We start from the raw sequence: 21,452 nt of genomic DNA, 5'->3' as shown, positions 1-21,452 counted from the left end.
GGACGACTGATCGAGGAGTAGACGCTAAATGATCCCCTTGTCCTTCGCCCAGCGGCGCCTGTGGTTCATCGACCGGTTCGAGGGGCCGTCGGCGACCTACAACGTTCCGTTCCTGCTGCGTCTGAACGGAACGCTCGATGAGGGCGCGCTTTCTGCCGCATTGCGCGACGTGGTCCTGAGGCACGAAAGCCTGCGCACCGTTTTCGTCGTCGACGAAAGCGGTGTGCCGGCCCAGCAGGTCCTTCCGGCCGAGAGCCTGGACCTGGACATTCCACTGATCGTCGTCGACCCCGGCACCGAGGGTGCCGAGGCTGCCGTGGACGCGGTGGTCGCCGAGGAGGTCGTCCACCACTTCGACCTCGCCACCGAGATCCCGGTACGGGCCCGTCTGGTGCGCAGCGCCCCGGACGAGCACGTGCTGATCCTCGTCATTCACCACATCGCCGCGGACGGCGAGTCGATGCTGCCGCTCTCCCGCGACCTGGCCGAGGCCTACACGGCCCGGGTCCACGGCGAGGCCCCGGAGTGGGAGGAACTCCCGGTCCAGTACGGGGAGTACACCCTCTGGCAGCGCGAGATGCTCGGCGAGGAGAGCGACCCCGACAGCGTCATCTCCGGCCAGCTCGCCTACTGGCGCGAAGAGCTCGCCGGCTCCCCCGAGCAGCTGCGGCTGCCGCTGGACCGGCCCCGCCCCGCGGTGATCAGCCACCGCGGCGACATGGTCGACTTCGCGATCGACGCCGAGCTGGTGGCCGCCGCCGAGCGACTGGCCTCCGTCCACGGCGCGAGCACCCCCATGGTCATGCAGGCGGCGCTCGCCGTCCTGCTGCACCACATGGGCGCCGGCGAGGACGTCCCGATCGGCGCCACCATCGCCGGCCGCGTCGACGAGGCCCTGCTGGACCTGGTCGGCTTCTTCGTCAACACCTGGGTGCTGCGCACCGACCTCTCCGGCAACCCCTCCTTCGACGAGGTGCTGGAGCGGGTCCGCGACAAGGCGCTCGCCGCGTACGACAACCAGGACGCCCCCTTCGAGCGCCTGGTCGAGGTCCTCAACCCCGAGCGCTCCACCGCCTACAACCCGCTGTTCCAGGTCATGTTCACCTGGCAGAGCAACGACCGGCTGGTCCTGGACCTGCCGGGGGTGACCGGCGAGCTCGAGGCCGTCCCCACCCACACCGCCAAGTTCGACCTGGAGTTCAACTTCGCCGTCGACCCGGCGGACCAGAGCATGCGGTGCGTGCTGGAGTACGCGACCGATCTTTTCAACCGCAGCACCGTGGAGAACATCGGTGCGCGCCTGCTCCAGGTGCTGCGCCACCTCGTCACCGAGCCCACCCGACCGGTCGGCTCCGTCGACGTGCTGCTGCCCGGCGAGCGCGAGCGGCTGGCCGGCTTCGCCGACACCGCCGCCTCCACCCCCGCGGTGACCGTCCCCGAGCTGTTCGAGCAGCAGGTCGCCGTCGACCCGGACGCGCTCGCCGTCGTGTTCGGCGAGCAGACCCTGACGTACCGGGAGCTCGACGAGCGCGCGAACCGGTTGGCACACGCCCTCCTGGAGCGCGGTGTGCAGCCGGAGACCCTGGTGGGCCTCGCGCTGCCGCGCTCGGCCGACCTGGTCGTCGCGATGCTCGGCATCATGAAGTCCGGTGCCGCCTACCTGCCGATCGACCCCCGCTTCCCGAGCAAGCGCCTGAGCCTGGTGCTCTCCCAGGCCCGCCCGGTGCTGCTGCTCACCGACCTCGCGACGGCGGCCGGACTGCCGGAGCACGACGCCCCCTGCCTGTTCCTCGAGGAGCTGGAGCTGGCCGAGGCCGAGGCCGCGGCCGTGACCGTGCCGCTGCGCCCGGACAACCTCGCGTACGTCATGTACACCTCGGGCTCCACGGGTACCCCCAAGGGCGTTGCGATCACCCACCACGGCGTGGTCAACGGCGTGATGCGGCTGGCCTCGGTGGTCGGGATCGGCCCCGGCTCCCGGATGCTGGCCGGCACCTCCATCAACTTCGATGTCTCCGTCTTCGAGATCATCACGGCGCTGACCTCCGGTGGCAGCGTCGAGGTGGTCCGCGACGTGCTGGAGCTGGGCGAGCGCGACGGCTGGTCCGGCAGCGTGATCAGCTCCGTCCCCTCGGTCTTCGCCGAAGTCCTGGACCAGATCGCCGGCAAGACCAGCGTGGACACCCTGGTGTTCGCCGGTGAAGCCCTGCCGGCCTCCCTGATCGCCCGGGCCCGCGAGGCCTTCCCCGGCGTCCGCGTGGTCAACAGCTACGGCCAGACCGAGTCCTTCTACGCCGGTACGTTCACCGTGGACGGCGCGCAGGAGTGGGACGCCAACGGCAGCGTGCCGATCGGCGACCCGCTGGGCAACATGCGCGCCCATGTGCTGGGCCCCGGCCTGACCCCGGTGCCCCCCGGCGTGGTGGGCGAGCTCTATGTCTCCGGCGTGGTCGGCCGTGGCTACCACGGCCGCTCCGCCCTGACGGCGGAACGTTTCGTCGCCGACCCGTTCGGCCCGGCCGGCTCGCGCATGTACCGCACCGGCGACCTGGCCCGCTGGAACTCCGAGGGCAAGCTGGAGTACGCGGGCCGCGGCGACAGCCAGGTCAAGATCCGCGGTCTGCGGATCGAGCCCGGCGAGATCGAGGCCGCCCTCACCGCCCACCCCGGCGTCTCCCAGGCCGTGGTCACCGTCTACGAGCGGGCCGGCGCCAAGCAGCTCGTCGGCTACGTCGTCCCAGTCGGCGTCCTCGGCAACGACCCGGGCGCCGCCGAGAGCATCGGCGACCTGCACGTCGACCTCACCGCCGGCGTCTCCACGGCCGAGCTGCGCAAGTTCGTCTCCGCGCGCCTGCCGGAGTACATGGTCCCGTCCGCCTTCGTGATGCTGGACCGGCTGCCGCTCGCCCCCAACGGCAAGCTGGACCGGGCCGCCCTGCCCGCCCCGGTCTTCAAGGGCGAGGTCTACCGCGGCCCGTCCAACGAGGTCGAGGAGACCCTGGCCGCCGTCTTCGCCGAGGTCCTCGGCGTCGACCGGGTCGGCGTCGACGACGACTTCTTCGCCATCGGCGGCGACAGCATCCGCTCCATCCAGGTGGTCTCCCGCTCCCGTGCCCGTGGAGTCGAGGTCAGCCCGCGCGAGGTCTTCCAGTGCCGCACCGTGGCCGAGCTCGCGATCGCCGCCGGCGGCCGGGTCGGCGCCGCGGTGGTCCTCGAGGAGTTCGAGGGCGGCGGCGTCGGCTTCATGCCGCTGCTGCCCGTGGCCCGCTACCTCCTCGAACTGGGCGGCGGCTTCGACCGGTTCACCATGTCCACGGTCGCCGACCTCCCCGCCGGCATCGACCGCGACGGCCTGGCCACCACCCTGGCCGCCGTCTGGGACCGGCACGACCTGCTCCGCTCCCGGCTCGTCGACGACGGCATGATCGTCACCGCGCCCGGTTCCGTCGACGTCGCCTCCCTCATCCACCGCGTGGAGTGGGACGGCGCCTGGGACGAGGCCTGGTACGCCCGCGCCACCGAGGAACTCGACGCGGCCACCGGCCGCCTGGACCCAACCGCCGGCGTGATGGCCCAGTTCGTCTGGTTCGACGCCGGAACCGGCGTCGGCCGCCTCCTCATCAGCCTCCACCACCTGGTCGTGGACGGCGTCTCCTGGCGCATCCTGCTCCCGGACCTCGCCGAGGCCTGGGGCAGGATCCGCGACGGCAAGGCTCCGGAGCTCCCCGCGGTCGGCACCTCGGTACGCCGCTGGACCCAGGCCCTGGTCGACGCGGCGGAGAGCCCCGAGCGGCTCGCCGAGCTCGAGCTGTGGAAGTCCGTGGTCGAAGGCCCGGACCCGCTGCTCGGCTCCCGTGACATCGACCCCGAGGTCGACGTCATCTCCGCGGTCGACTACGTCTGGCTGAAGGTTCCCGCCGCCGTCACAAGCGCCCTGCTCGCCGAGGTCCCCGCCGCCTACCGCGGCGGTGTCAACGACGGCCTGCTCAGCGCCCTGGCCGTCGCGGTGTCGAGCTGGCGCCGCAGCCGCGGCATCGACGAGTCCTCCCTGCTGGTCAAGCTGGAGGGCCACGGCCGCGAGGAAGGCGTCGTCCCCGGCGCCGACCTGTCCCGCACCGTCGGCTGGTTCACCAGCATGTTCCCGGTCCGCCTGGACCTCGGTACCGCCGACGTCGAGGACGCCCTCGCCGGCGGCGCAGCCACCGGGCAGGTCATCAAGGCCGTCAAGGAGCAGCTGCTCCGGATCCCCGACAAGGGCCTCGGCTACGGCCTGCTCCGCTACCTCAACGACGACACCGCCGCCGTGCTCGCCGAGTACCCGACCGGCCAGATCGCCTTCAACTACCTGGGCGTCTTCAACTCGGCCGATATGCCCGAGGAGCTGCGCGGCCTGGGCTGGACCCAGGCCCCCGGCACCAACGAGCTCATCGCCGTCCCCGACGCCGACATGCCGGTGATGTCCACCCTGGAGATCAACGCGCTCGTCACCGACTCCGGTCAGCTGACCGCCCGGTTCGGCTTCCCGACCGGCGTCCTGGCCCGCGAGGACGTCGAGCAGCTCGCCGAGCTGTGGCAGACCGCGCTGGAAGGCGTGGTCCGGCACGCCGCCGGGCCCGAGGCCGGCGGCCTGACCCCCTCCGACGTCCCGCTCGTCGCCGTCCGCCAGAGCGAGCTGGAGGTCTGGGAGCGCCGCTACCCGTCCCTCACCGACGTATGGCCGCTCACCCCGCTGCAGAACGGGCTCCTCTTCGAGTCCATGCTGTCCGACGCCACCTACGACGCGTACCAGATGCAGTTCGCGTACCACCTGTCCGGCCCGGTGGACGCCGCCCGCATGCGCGCGGCCGGCCAGGCCCTGCTGGACCGGTACGCCAACCTGCGCACCGCGTTCGTCTCCGACGACGCCGGCGACCTCGTCCAGCTGGTCCTGGGCGATGTCGAACTGCCCTGGCAGCACCTGGACATGACCGGCAAGGGCGAGGAGGCCTTCCAGGACTTCCTGATCGAGGACCGCAACACGCGGTTCGACCCGGTCAGCCCGCCGCTGCTGCGCATCACCCTGGTCACCCGCGGCCCCGACCGCTCCGCGCTGGTCTTCACCGCCCACCACGTGCTGTTCGACGGCTGGTCGGTGCCGTGGCTGATGCAGGACCTGCTGCGCCTGTACGGTTCCGCCGGCGATGCCACGGCCCTGCCGCGGGTCCGCGGATTCCGCGAGTTCCTGGTGTGGCTGGCCGAGCAGGACCGCGACGCCGCCGCCCGGGCCTGGTCCGAGGAGCTCGACGGCTTCGACGAGCCCACCCTGCTGGTGCCGGACAAGGGCGCCGACTCGCACAGCGACGACGTCGGCCTGGTCGAGGTGCCGCTCTCCACCGAGCTCGCCCTCGGCCTGACCGCCACCGCCGCCGACCTCGGCGTCACCCTGAACACCCTGGTCCAGGGCGCCTGGGCGGTCCTGCTGGGCCAGCTGACCGGCCGCTCGGACGTGGTGTTCGGCGCCACCGTCTCGGGCCGCCCGCCGGCCGTGCCGGACGTCGAGTCCATGGTGGGCCTGTTCATCAACACCCTGCCCGTGCGGGTGCCGGCCGCCCCCGGCGACTCCTTCGCCGAGCTGCTCGGCGCGCTGCAGAACCGGCAGGGCGCGCTGCTCGACCACCACCACTACGGCCTGACCGAGATCTACCAGGCCGCCGGGACCAACAACCTGTTCGACACCATCGTGGTGTTCGAGTCCTACCCGGTCGACCATGTCGGCCTGAGCGAGGCCAACGCCTCCTCCGGTGTCGCCATCACCGGCATCACCCCGTTCAGCGGCACCCACTACCCGCTGACCGTGATGGCCGACGCCGACCCCAACCTCCAGCTGTCCCTCCAGTACCAGCGCAACGTCCTCGGCCGGGCCGCGGTGGACACCCTCGCGGAGCGCTTCGAGCGGGTCCTGACCCAGCTGGTGGCCACCCCGCACATGCCGGTCGGCGCGGTGGACGTGCTTGCCCCCGCGGAGCGGGAGCAGATCCTGCGCGGCGCCGGCACCACCACGGCGGAGGTCCCCGAGGCCACCGTCCCCGGCCGGTTCGCCGAGCAGGCCGCGGCCACCCCGGACGCCGTCGCGGTGGTGTCCGGAGAGCAGTCGCTGACCTACCGCGAGCTGGACGAGCGCGCGGACCGGGTGGCGGCCGGCCTGGCCGCCCGCGGCGTGGGCCGCGAGTCGGTCGTCGCCGTCGCGCTGCCGCGCACCGCGGACCTGGTGGTCGCCCTCCTCGGCGTCCTCAAGTCCGGGGCCGGCTATGTGCCGATCGACCCGGAGTACCCGAGCCGCCGGCTCGAGTTCATCCTGAACGACGCGGCCCCCTCGCTGATCCTCACCGAGGCCGCGGCCCAGAGCGTGCTGCCGCCCGCCGACATCCCCCGGCTGTTCCTCGACGAGATCGAGATCGCCGCCGAGGGCGCGGGTGCGGCGACGACCGCCGCAGTGGCCCCGCTCCCGGACAACGTGGCGTACGTGATGTACACCTCCGGTTCCACCGGCATCCCCAAGGGCGTGGCCATCACCCACCGGAACGTCACCAACGCCCTGCCGGGCCTGGTCGACGCCCTCGGTGTGGAGCCGGGCGCGCGGGTCCTGGCCGGTGCGTCGATCAACTTCGACGTGTCCGTGTTCGAGATCTTCTCGGCGCTGACCACCGGCGGCAGCGTCGAGCTGGTCCGCGATGTCCTCGCCCTCGCCGAGCGCGCGGACTGGGCCGCCGATGTGATCAGCTCGGTCCCCTCGGCCTTCGCCGAACTGCTGGACGACCTGCCGGGCCGGATCAGCCCGCAGGCCCTGGTGTTCGCCGGCGAGGGCCTGCCGGCCTCGCTGGTGGCCCGGGCCCGGGCGGCCTTCCCCGGCGTCCGCGTGGTCAACGGCTACGGCCAGACCGAGTCCTTCTACGCCACCGCCTTCTCCCTGGCCGCCGCCGAGGAGTGGACCGGCGGCGCGAGCGCGCCGATCGGCGCACCCCTGGGCAACGTCCGGGCGTATGTCCTGGGCGCCGGCCTGACCCCCGTCCCGCCCGGTGTGACGGGTGAGCTCTACGTGGCCGGCGCCTCCCTGGGCCGTGGCTACCGGGGCCGTGCCGCCCTCACGGCGGAACGATTCGTCGCCGACCCCTTCGGCCCGGCCGGCTCCCGGATGTACCGCACCGGCGACCTCGCCCGCTGGACCGCCGAAGGCACCCTGGAGTACGTCGGCCGCGGCGACGGCCAGGTCAAGATCCGCGGCGTCCGCGTCGAGCCCGCCGAGGTCGAGGCCGTCCTGATCACCCACCCCCAGGTGGGCCAGGCACTGGTCATCGCCCGCGAGGGCCAGGGCAAGAGCACCTCCAAGTACCTCGCCGCCTATGTGGTCCCCGCCGGGACCGAGGCGCCCGAGAACCTCCGCGGCTACACCTCCGCGCGGCTGCCCGACCACCTGGTGCCCGCCGCGTTCGTCACCCTGGAGAAGTTCCCGCTGCTGCCCAACGGCAAGGTGGACCGGGCCGCGCTGCCCGAGCCGCAGTTCACCGGAGTGGCCTACCGGGCACCCCGCAACGCCAACGAGGAAGTGCTGTGCCGCCTGTTCGCCGAGGTCCTCGGCGTGGACCGGATCGGCATCGACGACGACTTCTTCGCCCGCAACGGCCACTCGCTGCTCGCCACCCGTCTGGTCAACCGGATCCGCGCCGCCCTCGGCGTGGAGGTCCGCGTCCGGCTGGTGTTCGACGCGCCCACCGTCGCCGAGCTGAGCCGTCACCTGACGACCACCGGCCCGGCCCGTCCGCAGCTGCGCCGCGTCGAGACGCGCCCCGAGCGGGTGCCGCTCTCCTACGCGCAGACCCGGCTGTGGTTCGTGGACCGCTTCGAGGGTCCCTCGTCCACGTACAACCACTCCTTCGTGCTGCGCCTGGCCGGCCTGCTCAACGTCGAGGCGCTGCGCGCCGCCGTCCGCGACCTGGTGGCCCGCCACGAGACCCTGCGCACCCTGATGGTCGAGGACGCCGACGGCCACCCCTTCCAGCAGGTCGTGCCCGCGGCCGAGGTGTCCCTGGACATCCCGCTCGTCGACGTGTCGGTCAACGGCGTGGCCGAAGCCGTGGCCGAGGTCCTCGAGGACCCGTTCCGGATGGCGACGCAGATCCCGGTCCGGGCCGCCCTGGTGCGCTCCGGCGCCGAGGAGCACCGGCTGGTCCTGGTGATCCACCACATCGCCGTCGACGGCGAGTCGATGGCCCCGCTCGCCCGCGACCTGGGCGCCGCCTACGCGGCCCGGCTGGACGGCCACGCCCCGGACTGGGAGGAACTGCCGGTCCAGTACGTCGACTACACGCTGTGGCAGCGCGAGCTGCTCGGCGAGGCCGACGACCCGGACAGCCTCCTCACCGCCCAGGCCTCGTACTGGCGGCAGGAGCTGGCCGGCGTCCCGCAGCCGCTGCCGCTGCCCGTGGACCGGCCCCGCCCGCCGGCCCCCAGCCACCGCGGTGACGTCGTGGAGTTCGGCCTCGACCCGGAGCTGTCGGCCAAGGTCGAGGAGCTGGCCCGCACCCACGGCGCGACCGCGTCGATGGTGCTCCAGTCGGCGCTGTCGGTCCTGCTCGGCCGGCTCGGCAGCGGTGACGACATCACCATGGGCTCCCCGATCGCCAACCGCACCGACGCGGAACTGGCCGAGCTGGTCGGCTTCTTCGTCAACACCTGGGTGCTGCGCGCCGACCTGTCGGGCAACCCCTCCTTCGAGGAGGTGCTGCGGCAGGTGCGGGGCAAGGCCCTCACCGCGTACGACAACCAGGAAGCGCCCTTCGAGCGGCTGGTGGAGATCCTCAACCCGGAGCGCTCCACCGCCTACCACCCGCTGTTCCAGGTGATGTTCGCCTGGCAGAACATCACCCGCGAGGACTTCGAGATGCGCGGGCTCCAGGTCACCTGGGAGCCCTCGTTCACCGACACCGCGAAGTTCGACCTGTTCTTCAACATGGGCGACATCCCCGGTACCGGCGTGATCGGCTACCTCGAATACGCGACCGACCTGTTCAACCGAGGCACCATCGAGAAGCTCGCCGACCGCTTTGTGCAGGTCGTCCGCCAGCTCGTGACCGAGCCGGCCCGCCGGATCGCCACGGTGGACGTGCTGGTCCCGGGCGAGCAGGAGCTGCTGGACACCTTCAACCGTCCTGCGGTCCCGGCCGCCGCCAAGACCGTGACCGGACTGTTCGAGGCGCAGGCCGCCGCCGCCCCCGATGCGGTGGCCGTGGTGTCCGGCGAGCAGACCCTGACGTACCGGGAGCTCGACGAGCGCGCGAACCGGCTGGCCCGCGCCCTGGCCGGCCGCGGTGTGCGGCAGGAGTCCGTGGTGGGTCTGGCACTGTCCCGCTCGGCCGACCTGGTCGTTGCGATGCTCGGCATCCTGAAGTCCGGTGCCGCCTACCTCCCGATCGACCCCCGTTTCCCGAGCGGGCGACTGGGCCTGATGCTGGAACAGGCCGCCCCCGAGCTGCTCCTCCTCGACGAGGAGGCCGCCCGGGTGCTGCCGGAGCACGGGGTCACGGAGCTCTTCCTCGGGAAGATCGACCTGACAGAGGGTGCGTCGGCTGCTGTACCGGTCGCGCCGTCCCCGGACAACCTGGCGTACGTGATGTACACCTCCGGTTCCACGGGCGTCCCCAAGGGCGTTGCCGTGACCCACGGCAACGTCACCAGCGCCCTGCCGGGCCTGGTGGCGGCCCTCGGGCTGGAGCAGGGGGCCCGGATCCTGGCCGGCACCTCGGTCAACTTCGACGTCTCGGTCTTCGAGATCATGACCGCGCTGACCACGGGCGGCAGCGTCGAGGTGGTCCGCGACGTGCTGGAGCTGGGCGAGCGGGACAGCTGGTCGGGCAGTGTGATCAGCTCGGTTCCCTCGGTCTTCGCGGAGCTGCTGGACCAGATCGCGGGCAAGACCAGCGTGGACACCCTGGTGTTCGCGGGCGAGGCCCTGCCGGCCTCGCTGGTGGCCCGGGCCAGGGCGGCCTTCCCCGGTGTCCGGGTGGTCAACGGCTACGGCCAGACCGAGTCCTTCTACGCCACCGCCTTCTCCCTGGCCGGCGGCGAGGAATGGGACGGTGCGGCCGGTGCGCCGATCGGCACCCCGCTGGAGAACGTCCGGGCGTACGTCCTGGGCGCCGGTCTGACCCCGGTCCCGCCGGGCGTCCCCGGTGAGCTGTACGTGGCCGGCGCTTCCGTGGGCCGTGGCTACCGGGGCCGTGCCGCCCTGACGGCGGAACGTTTCGTCGCCGACCCGTTCGGCCCGGCCGGCTCGCGCATGTACCGCACCGGCGACCTGGCCCGCTGGACCGCCGACGGCACCCTGGAGTACGTCGGCCGCGGTGACGCCCAGGTGAAGATCCGCGGTCTGCGGATCGAGCCCGGCGAGATCGAGGCCGCGCTCACCGCCCACCCGGGCGTCGAGCAGGCCGCCGTCCTGGTCCGCGCCGGCAAGGGCGACGCCAAGCAGCTCGTCGGCTATGTCGTCCCGGCCCGCACCGCGGACCAGGACGGCCCGGCCAAGAAGAACAGCATGGACCTGACCGCCGGTGTCTCCGCGCAGGAGCTCCGCCGGTTCGCCTCGGCCCGCCTGCCGGAGTACATGGTCCCGTCCGCCTTCGTGGTGCTGGACCGGCTGCCGCTGACCCCCAACGGCAAGCTGGACCGGGCCGCCCTGCCCGACCCCGTGTTCAAGGGCGAGGTCTACCGCGGCCCGTCCAACGAGGTCGAGGAGACCCTGGCCGCGGTCTTCGCCGAGGTCCTCGGTGTGGACCGGGTGGGTGTGGACGACGACTTCTTCGCCATCGGCGGGGACAGCATCCGGTCCATCCAGGTGGTCTCCCGCTCCCGTGCCCGCGGGGTCGAGGTCAGCCCGCGTGAGGTCTTCCAGTGCCGCACCGTGGCCGAGCTCGCCCTGATCGCGGCCGAGCGGGTCGGTGCCGCGGTGGTCCTCGAGGAGTTCGAGGGCGGCGGCGTCGGCTTTATGCCGCTGCTGCCGGTGGCCCGCTACCTGATGGAACTGGGCGGCGGCTTCGACCGGTTCACCATGTCCACCGTCGCCGACCTGCCGGCCGGCATCGACCGGGACGGCCTGGTCGCCACCCTGGCCGCGGTCTGGGACCGGCACGACCTGCTCCGCTCCAAGCTGGTCGACGGCGGCATGATCGTCACCGCGCCCGGCTCGGTGGACGTATCGGGCCTGGTGCACCGGATCGACTGGGACGGCGCCTGGGACGAGGCGTGGCTGGCCCGCGCCACCGAGGAGCTCGACGCGGCCACCGGCCGCCTGGACCCGGCCGCCGGCGTGATGGCCCAGTTCGTCTGGTTCGACGCCGGAACCGGCGCCGGCCGCCTGCTGGTGATCCTGCACCACCTGGTCGTCGACGGCGTCTCCTGGCGCATCCTGCTCCCGGACCTCGCCGAGGCCTGGGGCAGGATCCGCGACGGCAAGGCCCCGGAACTCCCCGCGGTCGGCACCTCGGTGCGCCGCTGGACCCAGGCACTGGTGGACGAGGCCGCCTCGCCGGAGCGCGTCGCCGAACTCGGCCTGTGGCAGTCCGTGGTGGACGGCCCGGACCCGCTGCTCGGCTCCCGTGACATCGACCCCGCCGTGGACGTCATCTCCACCGTGGAGCACGTCTGGCTGAAGGTGCCGGGCTGGGTCACAAGTGCCCTGCTCACCGACGTCCCCGCCGCCTTCCGCGGCGGTGTCAACGACGGCCTGCTGACCGGCCTCGCCCTGGCCGTCGCCCAGTGGCGGCGGGCCCGCGGGATCGAGGAGTCCTCCCTGCTGGTCAAGCTGGAGGGCCACGGCCGCGAGGAAGGCGTCGTCCCCGGCGCCGACCTGTCCCGCACCGTCGGCTGGTTCACCAGCATGTTCCCGGTCCGGCTCGACATCGGCGAGGCGGACCTGGAGGAGGCCCTCGCCGGCGGCGCATCCGCCGGACGCGTGGTCAAGGCGGTCAAGGAACAGCTGCTCCGGATCCCCGACAAGGGCCTCGGCTACAGCCTGCTCCGCTACCTCAACGACGACACCGCCGAACAGCTCCGCGGCCACGGCACCGGACAGATCGCGTTCAACTACCTCGGCCGGTTCTCCACCACGGACATGCCGGAGGAGCTGCGCGGGCTGGGCTGGACCCTCGCCCCCGGCAGCAACGAACTGATCGCCGTCCCCGACGCCGACATGCCGGTGATGTCCACCCTGGAGATCAACGCGGCCGTCACCGACACCAAGGAGGGCCCGCAGCTGGGAGTCCGCTTCGGCTTCCCGGCCGGAGTCCTGGCCCGCGCCGAGGTCGAGCAGCTCGCCGACCTCTGGCGGACCGCCCTGGAGGGCCTGGCCCGCCACGTCGCCCAGCCGGGCGCCGGCGGCCTGACCCCCTCCGACGTCCCGCTCGTCTCGGTCCGCCAGAGCGAGCTGGAGGTCTGGGAACGCCGCCACCCGTCGCTCACCGACGTCTGGCCGCTCACCCCGCTCCAGTCCGGTCTGCTCTTCGAGTCGCTGATGGCCGACTCCACCTACGACGCCTACCACGTCCAGGTGGTGTACGACCTCTCCGGCGCCGTGGACCCGGACCGGATGCGGACCGCCGGCCAGGCCCTGCTCGACCGGTACGCCAACCTGCGCACCGCCTTCGTCTCCGACGCCGCCGGCAACCAGGTGGCGCTGGTCCTGGACGAGGTCGAACTCCCCTGGGAGTTCGCCGACCTCCGCGACCTGGACGCCGCACAGCGCGCCCAGGCACTGGAGCGCTTCCTGGCCGAGGACCAGGCCAACCGCTTCGACCCGACCCGCGCCCCGCTGCTCCGGCTCTCGCTGGCGCTGACCGGCGCGGACGAGGCCGAACTGGTCCTCACCTCGCACCACGCGCTGCTCGACGGCTGGTCGCTGAGCGTGCTGATGCAGGAGCTGCTGCGCCTGTACGGCTCGGCCGGCGACGCCTCGGTGCTGCCGCGGGCCCGCAAGTACCGGGACTTCCTCGGCTGGATGACCGAGCAGGACGCCGAGGAGTCCGCCCGGGCCTGGGAGACCGAGCTCGCCGGGGTCGAGGAGCCCACGCTCATCGCGCCCGGCGCCGGATCCGAGGTGGACCCGGAGCGGGTCGGCCAGGTCGAGATCCCGCTGTCCTCCGAGACCGCCCGCGAACTGGTGCGCAGCGCCGCCGACCTCGGCATCACGCTGAACACCCTGGTCCAGGGCACCTGGGCGATCGTCCTCGGCAGCCTGACCGGCCGCTCGGACGTGGTCTTCGGCACCACCGTCTCGGGCCGCCCGCCGGCCGTGGCCGGGGTGGAGTCCATGGTGGGCCTGTTCATCAACACCCTCCCGGTGCGGGCGGAGCTGTCCCCCTGGCACACCCTGCGCCAGGTGCTGACGGGTCTGCAGGACCGGCAGGGCCCGCTGATGGACCACCACCACATCGGACTGACGGAGGTCACCCGGAGCACTGGGCTGGGCACCCTGTTCGACACCGTGGTCGTCTTCGAGTCCTTCCCGATGGACCGGGACGGTCTCGCCGACACCAGCGTCAACGGCGGCATCGCCATCACCGGTGTCAGCACCGGCAACGGCACCCACTACCCGCTGGGCATCGCGGCTGCGGCCGACGACTCCCTGCACGTGGTGATGGAGTACCAGGAGGACCTGTTCGAGGCCTCGGCCGCCGAGGGGATCGCCGCCCGGTTCGCCCGGGTGCTGAACCAGCTGGTGTCCGACCCGGACGTGGCGCTCGGCGCGGTGGACATGGTGCCGCCGACCGAGCGGGAGCGGCTGCTGGCCGGCTTCAACGCCACCACCGCGGCCACCGGGGACGGCACGATCCCGGACCTGTTCGAGCGTCAGGCCGCCGCGACCCCGGATGCCGTGGCGGTGCTCTTCGAAGAGGAGCAGCTGACCTACCGCGAGCTCGACGAGCGGGCGAACCGGCTGGCCCACGCCCTGGTGGCACAGGGCGTCGGACCGGAGACGGTGGTGGCGGTCGCCACCCGCCGCTCCCCGGACCTGGTGGTGGCCCTGCTCGGCGTGTCCAAGGCGGGCGGCGCCTACCTGCCCGTCGACCACACCTACCCGGCCGAGCGCATCGCCTACATGGTCGAGGACTCGGGAGCCCGGCTGGCCGTGGTGGACGCGGTCGCGGCCGAGGTCCTGGCCGGCCACGGCCTGCCGACCCTCCGGGTCGACGAGGCCGTCGCGGACCGGGCCGGAACCGGCGGGTCCGTCGCCCCGGTCGAGCGGTTCCAGACCCTCGACAGTGCCGCGTACGTCATCTACACCTCGGGTTCCACCGGCCGCCCCAAGGGCACCGTGGTCACCCACCGGGGGATCGCCAGCCTGGTCGCCGCGCACGCGGAGAAGATGGCGGTCACCGCCGGCAGCCGCATGCTGCAGCTCGTCTCGCCCAGCTTCGACGTGTCGATCTGCGAGATGTTCACGGTCCTGCTGACCGGGGCGGCCCTGGTGGTCGCCGACAAGGAACAGCTGGCTCCGGGCCTGCCGCTGGCCGACACCGTCGACCGGCACAAGGTGACGCACATGATGCTGCCGCCCGCGATGCTGGCCGCGCTCCCGACGGACGCGCTGACCAGCGTGGTCTCCCTGCTGGTCGGCGGCGAATCGCCGGCCCCGGAGCTGGTCGCCGCCTGGGCGCCGGGCCGCCGGATGATGAACGTCTACGGCCCGACGGAAACCACGGTGTGCGCCACGATGGGCGCGCCGATGACCCCGGACGGCACGGTGTTCCCGATCGGCACGCCCATCCACAACACCCGGGTGTACGTGCTCGATTCGGCGCTCCAGCCGGTGCCGGTGGGCGTGGCCGGCGAGCTGTACATCGCCGGGCCCGGCGTGGCCCGCGGGTACCTCGGCAAGCCGACCGTGACCGCCGAACGCTTCGTGGCCTCCCCGTTCGGGCGGCCCGGCGAGCGGATGTACCGGACCGGCGACGTGGTGTCCTGGAACGAGGCCGGCGAGCTGGTCTTCCGGGGACGCGCGGACGACCAGGTCAAGATCCGCGGCTTCCGCATCGAGCTCGGCGAGATCGAGGCCGCCCTGGTCTCGCACCCCGACGTGGACCGTGCGGTGGTGGTCGTGGACGTCGACGCCCAGCGCATGGACAAGCGCCTGGTGGGCTATGTGGTGCCGGCTGGCGAGGTCTCCGAGGACCTGCTCGCCGACGTGCGGGCACTGCTGCGGGACCGGCTGCCGGAGCACATGGTGCCCGCCGCGCTGATGGTCATCGACGAGGTGCCGCTGACCCTGAGCGGCAAGCTCGACAAGCGGGCGCTGCCCGCACCGGAGTACGCGGGCGAGTCGGCCGGCCGTACGCCGCGGACTCCGCGCGAGGAGATCCTCTGCGGCCTGTTCGCGGAGGTGCTGGGGCTCGAGTCGGTCACCATCGACGACAGCTTCTTCGTCCGGGGCGGACACTCCCTGCTGGCCTCCCGGCTCATCACCCGCATCCGGATCGTGCTGGGCGTCAACCTCCCGCTGCGGGCGGTGTTCGACTCCCCGACGGTCGCCGAGCTGGTGGGCTACCTGGAGGCGGAGGGCGCCTCCGCCGGCTCCGGTGACCCCTTCGGTGCGGTCCTGTCCATCAAGGGCGGCGCCAATTCCGTGACAAACGACCGGACTCTGTGGTTCATCCACCCCGGTGGCGGCATATGCTGGCCCTACCTCGGATTCGCCGGTCGTCTTCCGCAGTACACGACGATCAACGGAATCCAGGCCAAGGGATTCGACGGCCGGACGAAACTGCCCGAGTCGATCGACGAGATGATCCTCGATTACGTCGGGGAGATTCTGGAAATCCAGCCGGAAGGCCCCTTCCACCTCGCCGGATATTCCATCGGCGGTACGTTCGCCCAGGCGATCGCCGCAGAACTGCAGCAGCGTGGGCACGAGGTCGCGCTGCTGGCGATGCTGGACAGCGTGCCCAGCACGTACCTGGTCACGCAGGCATCGCCCACCGCGGGCGCGCTCCGGGAGTACTTCCAGGAGCAGCTCACCGGCCAGGCCGGCTCGGAGGACTACGAGTCGTTCCTGGACAACGCGGTACGCGTCATCCTCAACCACACGTCTCTGACGCCGGGATTCAATTCGCCCGTCTTCCACGGAGACGCGCTCTTCTTCAACGCCGTGCCCAACCCGGACGCGACGTTCGGCGACCTGTGGAAGCCGTTCATCACGGGCACCGTCAAGCAGTACGACATCGAGACCACCCACCACGAAATGGTGCTGCCGGAACCTGCTGCCGAGATTTGCCGGATCGTCGGTCGAGAAGTTTCCGCAAAGCAGTCGGATGGAAATGGAGTTCAGGTATGAGTAGCAACCCGTTCGACGACGAGAGCGGCCAGTTCTACGTCCTGGTGAACGGCGAGGACCAGCACTCGCTGTGGCCCGCCTTCGCCGAGGTTCCGGCCGGCTGGCGCATCGTGTTCGGCGCGGCCGACCGGCCGGCCTGCCTGACCTACGTCGAGGACAACTGGACGGACCTGCGGCCCAAGAGCCTGCAGGACGCCATGGCCGTCTCCCAGTAGTTCCGGATTTCCCAGCGTACGCAGAGAGGAAGCATCAGTGTCTGAGGTCATCGAGCGGTGGAACGTCCACCCAACCCGCCAGTGGCTGCGGGGAATCCGGCCGGCCGGCGCGATCGAGTTCGACGAGGAGATCGGCGCCTGGTGCGCCTACGGCTACAACGAGGTCGAGCAGATCCTCGGCGACCACGCCACGTTCTCGGCGGCGACGGCCAAATACGCCGCGGTGCAGGTCGACCCGAAGTTCCAGGAAGGGGACATCTCGCAGATGGACCCGCCGGAGCAGAACAAGTACCGGAAGCTGATCGGCCACGCCTTCACCCCGCGGGTCATCAACGGCCTCGAGGGCCGCATCCAGAAGATCACCGATGAGCTGATCGACGAGGTGCAGGAGAAGGGCAGCTTCGAGCTGGTGGCGGACCTCGCCTACCCGCTGCCCGTGATCGTGATCGCCGAGATGCTGGGCGTCCCGCTCAGCGACCGCGACCTGTTCAAGGGTGTCGCGTTCGACATCATCGAGAACATGGCCGGCCTGGACTTCGTGGCCGGCGGCGAGGGCATCGAGGACCAGATCCACGCCGCCGAGGCCCGCCTGAAGCCCATGCTCGACTACATGGCCGACCAGGTGGCCCAGCGCCGCAAGCAGCCCCGCGAGGACCTGCTGACCTACCTCATCCAGGCGGAGCAGGACGGCGAGACCCTCACCGACAACGAGGTCGTCAACATCGCCAACGTGCTGCTGATCACCGGCCACATCACCAGCACCATGATGGTCGGCAACACCATGGCCTGCCTGGACACCGAGCCCGCCGTGTTCGACAAGGTGCGCGCGGACCGCTCGCTGGTCCCGGGCGCCATCGAGGAGGCGCTGCGCCTGCTTCCGCCGGCCGCCACGCTGTCCCGGGTGACCACCCGTGAGGTCGAGATCGGCGGGGTCACCATCCCGGCCGAGCAGATGATCCTCCCGTGGGTGAGCGCGGCCAACCGCGACCCGCTCAAGTTCGACCGTCCCAACGTGTTCGACCCGGCCCGCACCCCGAACGACAGCATCTCCTTCGGCTACGGCGTGCACTACTGCCTGGGCACCCGCCTCGCCCGACTCGAGGGCAAGATCGCGATCAACACGATCCTGGACCGCTTCCCGAAGTTCTCCAGCAACCCGGAGAACCCGCCGACCTTCTTCCCGTCCACGGACATGCTCGGCGTGCGCTCCTTCGACGTCCTCTACAAGTAAGGCGCTCGTACCTCGCACCGGTCACGCGGCACCCTCCGCCGGGTCGCCGCGTGACCGTTTGCGGGATCGGGGCACGGAATGCTCGCTCAGCAGGGGGATACACCTATGACGACGACGACAGAACTGGCCGCCCTGTGGGGGCTGGCAGAGCACCGCACCTGGCTGCGCGGCGAGCGCCCGGACGAGCCGGTGTGGTTCGACGAGAAGCTCGGACTGTGGCAGGTCTGGGGCTACCGCGAGGTATGCGAGGTCCTGAACGACCCAGCCAAGTACTCGACCGACAGCGCCCGGCTGTTCGAGGTCGACGAGGAAGCGCGGAAGTATTTCGCCGGTGACATCGCGCAGATGGACGGGCCCGACCACATCCACATGCGCCGGCAGGTCGGCAAGCTGCTGACGCCCAAGCACCTGGGCGACCTGGAGGAGCAGGTCCGGCAGACGGCGGTCGAACGGCTCGACCTGCTGGGCGACCGGGACCGCTTCGACCTGATCCACGACTTCATCGACGAGGTGTCGGGGATCCTGTTCAGCCGGATCATCGGCACCCCGGTCGAGGGCCGCAAGCACCTGCTCCGCGTGAACGCGACCATGGACGTGGACGCGCACATGAGCACCTCCGGGCAGGAGGGCGAGGAGTACTTCAGCTCCATGCTCAACCCCCTGCAGCCGCTCCGCGAGTTCCTCAGCGAGGTCATCGAGGAGCGGATGCGGGAGCCGCAGGAGGACCTGCTCAGCCTGATGCTCGACTTCCAGTACCTCGACGGCCGCAAGATGCCCCACCACGAGCTGGTGAACTTCGCGATCGCCGTGCTGGGTGCCGGGCACGTCACCAGCCCGATCCTGATCGGCAACACGATGCTCTGCCTGGACGCCTTCCCCGACCAGGCGGCGAAGATCAAGGCCGACCCGTCGCTCGTCCCCTCCATGTTCGAGGAGACGATGAGGTTCTTCAGCCCCGCCTCGACCTCGTACCGGGTCACCGAGGCCGATGTGGTCCTGGCCGGGAAGCACATCCCCAAGGACAGCCTCGTCTGCGTGCAGCTCGGCGCCGCCAACCGCGACCCGCTCCAGTTCCCCGACCCGCACACGTACGACGTGACCCGCTCGCCGAACCAGCACGTCGGCTACGGCCGCGGCCCGCACTACTGCATCGGCGTGCAGCTGGCCCGGGTCGAGGTCCGTACGGTCTTCAACGCCCTGATGGAGCGCTACCCGAACCTCCGGCTGGACCCGGACCTCCCGCCCGTCTTCTACGGTTCGCCCGAATTCACGGGTGTGCGCAGTCTGCCCGTCCGCACGAGCTGAGACGGGGCCTGCGGACCGGCCCCTCGTTCGCATGGCCCCTCGGCACTGTTCGACGTACGTACATACGCACCGACTAGCCAAGGGAACACGCATGAGCGATTTCGCAGAGCGCTGGGGTCTCGGTCCGGAGAAGTACTGGCTGTACGGCCGACTGCCGGAGCAGAAGGTGAGGTTCGACGAGGCGACGGGGGTGTACGAGGTCACCGGGTACCCGGAGGTCCTCGCCGTCCTGAACGACTCCGAGTCGTACACCGCCGACTCCACCCGGCTGTTCGACGTGGACGAGGAGCAGGCCAAGCTCATCAAGGGCGACATGGCCCAGATGAACGGGCCCGAGCACATCCACATGCGCCGGCAGGTGGGCCGGGCGTTCAGTCCGAAGGCCATGGAGGACCTCGAGGTCCGGATCACCAAGCTGGCCGGGGAGCTCATCGACCGGCTGGCGGGCCGTCAGAGATTCGACCTGCTCGGGGACTTCATCGACGACCTGTCGGGGATCCTGTTCAGCGAGCTGCTGGGCACCCCGCCCGAGCAGCGCCACATGTTCAAGGCAGTGGACCAGACGATGGACTCCGACGTGCAGATGAGTACGGTCGGGCAGGGCGGCGAGGAGTACTTCGACGCCCTGCTCGGCCCGCTGCTGCCGCTGCGCGACTTCCTGAGCGAGATCATCGACGAGCGCCGCAAGGAGCCCAAGCAGGACCTGCTCAGCCTGATGGTGGAGTTCAAGTACCTCGACGGCAGCCCGATGGCCCACGACGAGATCATCAACTTCGCCGTCGCCGTGCTGGGCGCGGGGCATCTCACCAGCCCGATCCTGATCGGCAACACGATGCTCTGCCTGGACTCGTTCCCTGATGAGGCGGCCATGGTCCGGACCGACCGGGCCCTGGTGCCGCCGATGTTCGAGGAGGTCATGCGGTACTTCACGCCGGCCACCACCTCGTACCGGGCCACCGAGGCCGATGTCGAGCTCGGCGGCGTGAAGATCCCCAAGGGGCGGATGATCAGCCTCCAGCTGGGCGCCGCCAACCGGGACCCGCGCCAATTCCCCCGTGCGGACGTCTTCGACGTCACCCGGGCGCCGAACCAGCATGTCGGCTACGGCCGCGGGTCGCACTACTGCATCGGCGCCGCCATGGCCCGGGTGGAGACCCGGATCATCTTCAACATCCTGCTGGACCACTTCCCGAACCTGCGGGTGGACCCGGACATCGCCCCGGTGTTCTTCGGCTCGCCCGAGTTCACCGGTGTCCGTTCGCTGGCGGTCCGCACCGACTGACCGCTGCTCTGACCTGCGAGAACTCCCCGCCCCAGGCCATGTGCCGGCGGGGATTTCCCGTATCCGGAGCCGGATACTCCGACGATAACGACCCGATAGGGCCACTCCCTAACGTTGTATTCAGAACGAGGGAGCGGGACGAAAAATCCTCGGACCGAAGAAGGGGAGTCAGCGATGAAGGCGGTTCGTGAGTCGCTCCTCCAGACCGTCCATGACGGACTGGAGGCCGAACTCGAAGCTTTTCTCGGGAGCTGCGGCGTAATCGGCATCGGCGTAGGAGTCGATCCGGGCGCGGAGCCTCGGGAACTGCGAAGCGATATCCGCCGCCTGCGTCATGGCTTCCTGGACGAGGGCCTGGGCGTTCCCGCCACCGTGACTCAGCCGTCTGTTCACGGAGACCGAGGCCGACAGGCCGAGGGTGCTGCCGAGAACGAACATGAAGACCACGGCCGTCGCCTGGTCGGCCTCCGCGCCGACGAAGCCGGCCTTCTCGTAGACCGCGAGACTGTGATCGTCATGGCGCGCCTTGTTCGGCCCGTAGAGGGGCTGGGAGGCGAAGGCCATGACGAGCCACGGATGCCGGGCGATCATCGCGTAGAGATCGGTGGCCATCGAGATGGCCGCCGTCCGCCAGTCGACGGTGTCGAGGTCGGGTAGCCCGACCTCGTTCCACACCTCGTCGCTGGCGAGTATGACGAGATTGTCCTTGTTCTTTACATGCCAATAGACCGCAGTCGCGGCGGTGCCGAGCCGTTTGCCCAGACTGCGCATGTTCAGGCCTTCAAGACCCTCGGCATCCAGGAGCTCGACGGCAGTCCGAACGATCTGCTCCCGGGTCAACGTGTCACGCGGCATGCGCCAACAGTAGATCAAGATTTCGGATTGCACAAAGTTCAAGAAGCTACTTGCACAGCGTGCAAGTCGGCTCTATCGTCTGACTTGAACGATGTACAAGCAGACTCTTCAGAGGAGGAATGTCATGACGGCCATCACGGCTACCGGTCTTCGCAAGGCCTACGGGGAGCACAAGGTCCTCGACGGTGTGGACCTGCACATCCCGCA

6 protein-coding genes are annotated in these 21,452 nt (G+C 70.8%); 5 read left to right on the top strand and 1 reads right to left on the bottom strand.

Features of this window, described 5'->3' with window-relative positions:
* Positions 1–28: 28 nt before the first annotated feature.
* The 5 genes from ABT123_RS13255 (at position 29) to ABT123_RS13235 (ending at position 20,390) form a co-directional block, all read left to right on the top strand.
* Entirely contained in the window at positions 29–16,357 is a 16,329-nt protein-coding gene (locus ABT123_RS13255; protein WP_351312816.1) for a non-ribosomal peptide synthetase, read from the top strand.
* A complete protein-coding gene (locus ABT123_RS13250) occupies positions 16,354–16,572 on the top strand; it encodes an MbtH family protein (protein WP_351312814.1) in 219 nt (72 codons plus the stop codon). The genes ABT123_RS13255 and ABT123_RS13250 overlap by 4 nt, the downstream gene beginning before the upstream one ends.
* A 37-nt stretch (positions 16,573–16,609) precedes the next feature.
* The gene (locus ABT123_RS13245) at positions 16,610–17,803 is read left to right on the top strand and encodes a cytochrome P450 (RefSeq protein WP_351312812.1); all 1,194 of its coding nucleotides are present in this window, start codon (positions 16,610–16,612) and stop codon (positions 17,801–17,803) included.
* A gap of 105 nt (positions 17,804–17,908) precedes the next feature.
* Positions 17,909–19,108: a cytochrome P450 gene (locus tag ABT123_RS13240; protein ID WP_351312810.1), complete on the top strand. Its 1,200-nt coding sequence runs from the start codon at positions 17,909–17,911 to the stop codon at positions 19,106–19,108.
* Between the two features lie 91 nt (positions 19,109–19,199).
* Positions 19,200–20,390: a cytochrome P450 gene (locus ABT123_RS13235; RefSeq protein ID WP_351312808.1), complete on the top strand. Its 1,191-nt coding sequence runs from the start codon at positions 19,200–19,202 to the stop codon at positions 20,388–20,390.
* A gap of 168 nt (positions 20,391–20,558) precedes the next feature.
* On the opposite strand, the gene ABT123_RS13230 is transcribed toward ABT123_RS13235, so the two are convergent.
* A complete protein-coding gene (locus tag ABT123_RS13230) occupies positions 20,559–21,245 on the bottom strand; it encodes a TetR/AcrR family transcriptional regulator C-terminal domain-containing protein (protein ID WP_351312806.1) in 687 nt (228 codons plus the stop codon).
* Positions 21,246–21,452 lie beyond the last annotated feature (207 nt).

The organism is Streptomyces sp. NPDC002054 (assembly GCF_040296685.1).
Lineage (GTDB): Bacteria > Actinomycetota > Actinomycetes > Streptomycetales > Streptomycetaceae > Streptomyces.
Note: the sequence above shows the minus strand (reverse complement) of the source record. Positions and strands in the feature narration are given on the sequence as shown.

Coding starts and splice junctions, on each gene's coding strand:
- ABT123_RS13255 (WP_351312816.1), top strand. CDS start 29: ATGATCCCCTTGTCCTTCGCCCAGCGGCGCCTGTGGTTCATCGACCGG.
- ABT123_RS13250 (WP_351312814.1), top strand. CDS start 16,354: ATGAGTAGCAACCCGTTCGACGACGAGAGCGGCCAGTTCTACGTCCTG.
- ABT123_RS13240 (WP_351312810.1), top strand. CDS start 17,909: ATGACGACGACGACAGAACTGGCCGCCCTGTGGGGGCTGGCAGAGCAC.
- ABT123_RS13235 (WP_351312808.1), top strand. CDS start 19,200: ATGAGCGATTTCGCAGAGCGCTGGGGTCTCGGTCCGGAGAAGTACTGG.
- ABT123_RS13230 (WP_351312806.1), bottom strand. CDS start 21,245: ATGCCGCGTGACACGTTGACCCGGGAGCAGATCGTTCGGACTGCCGTC.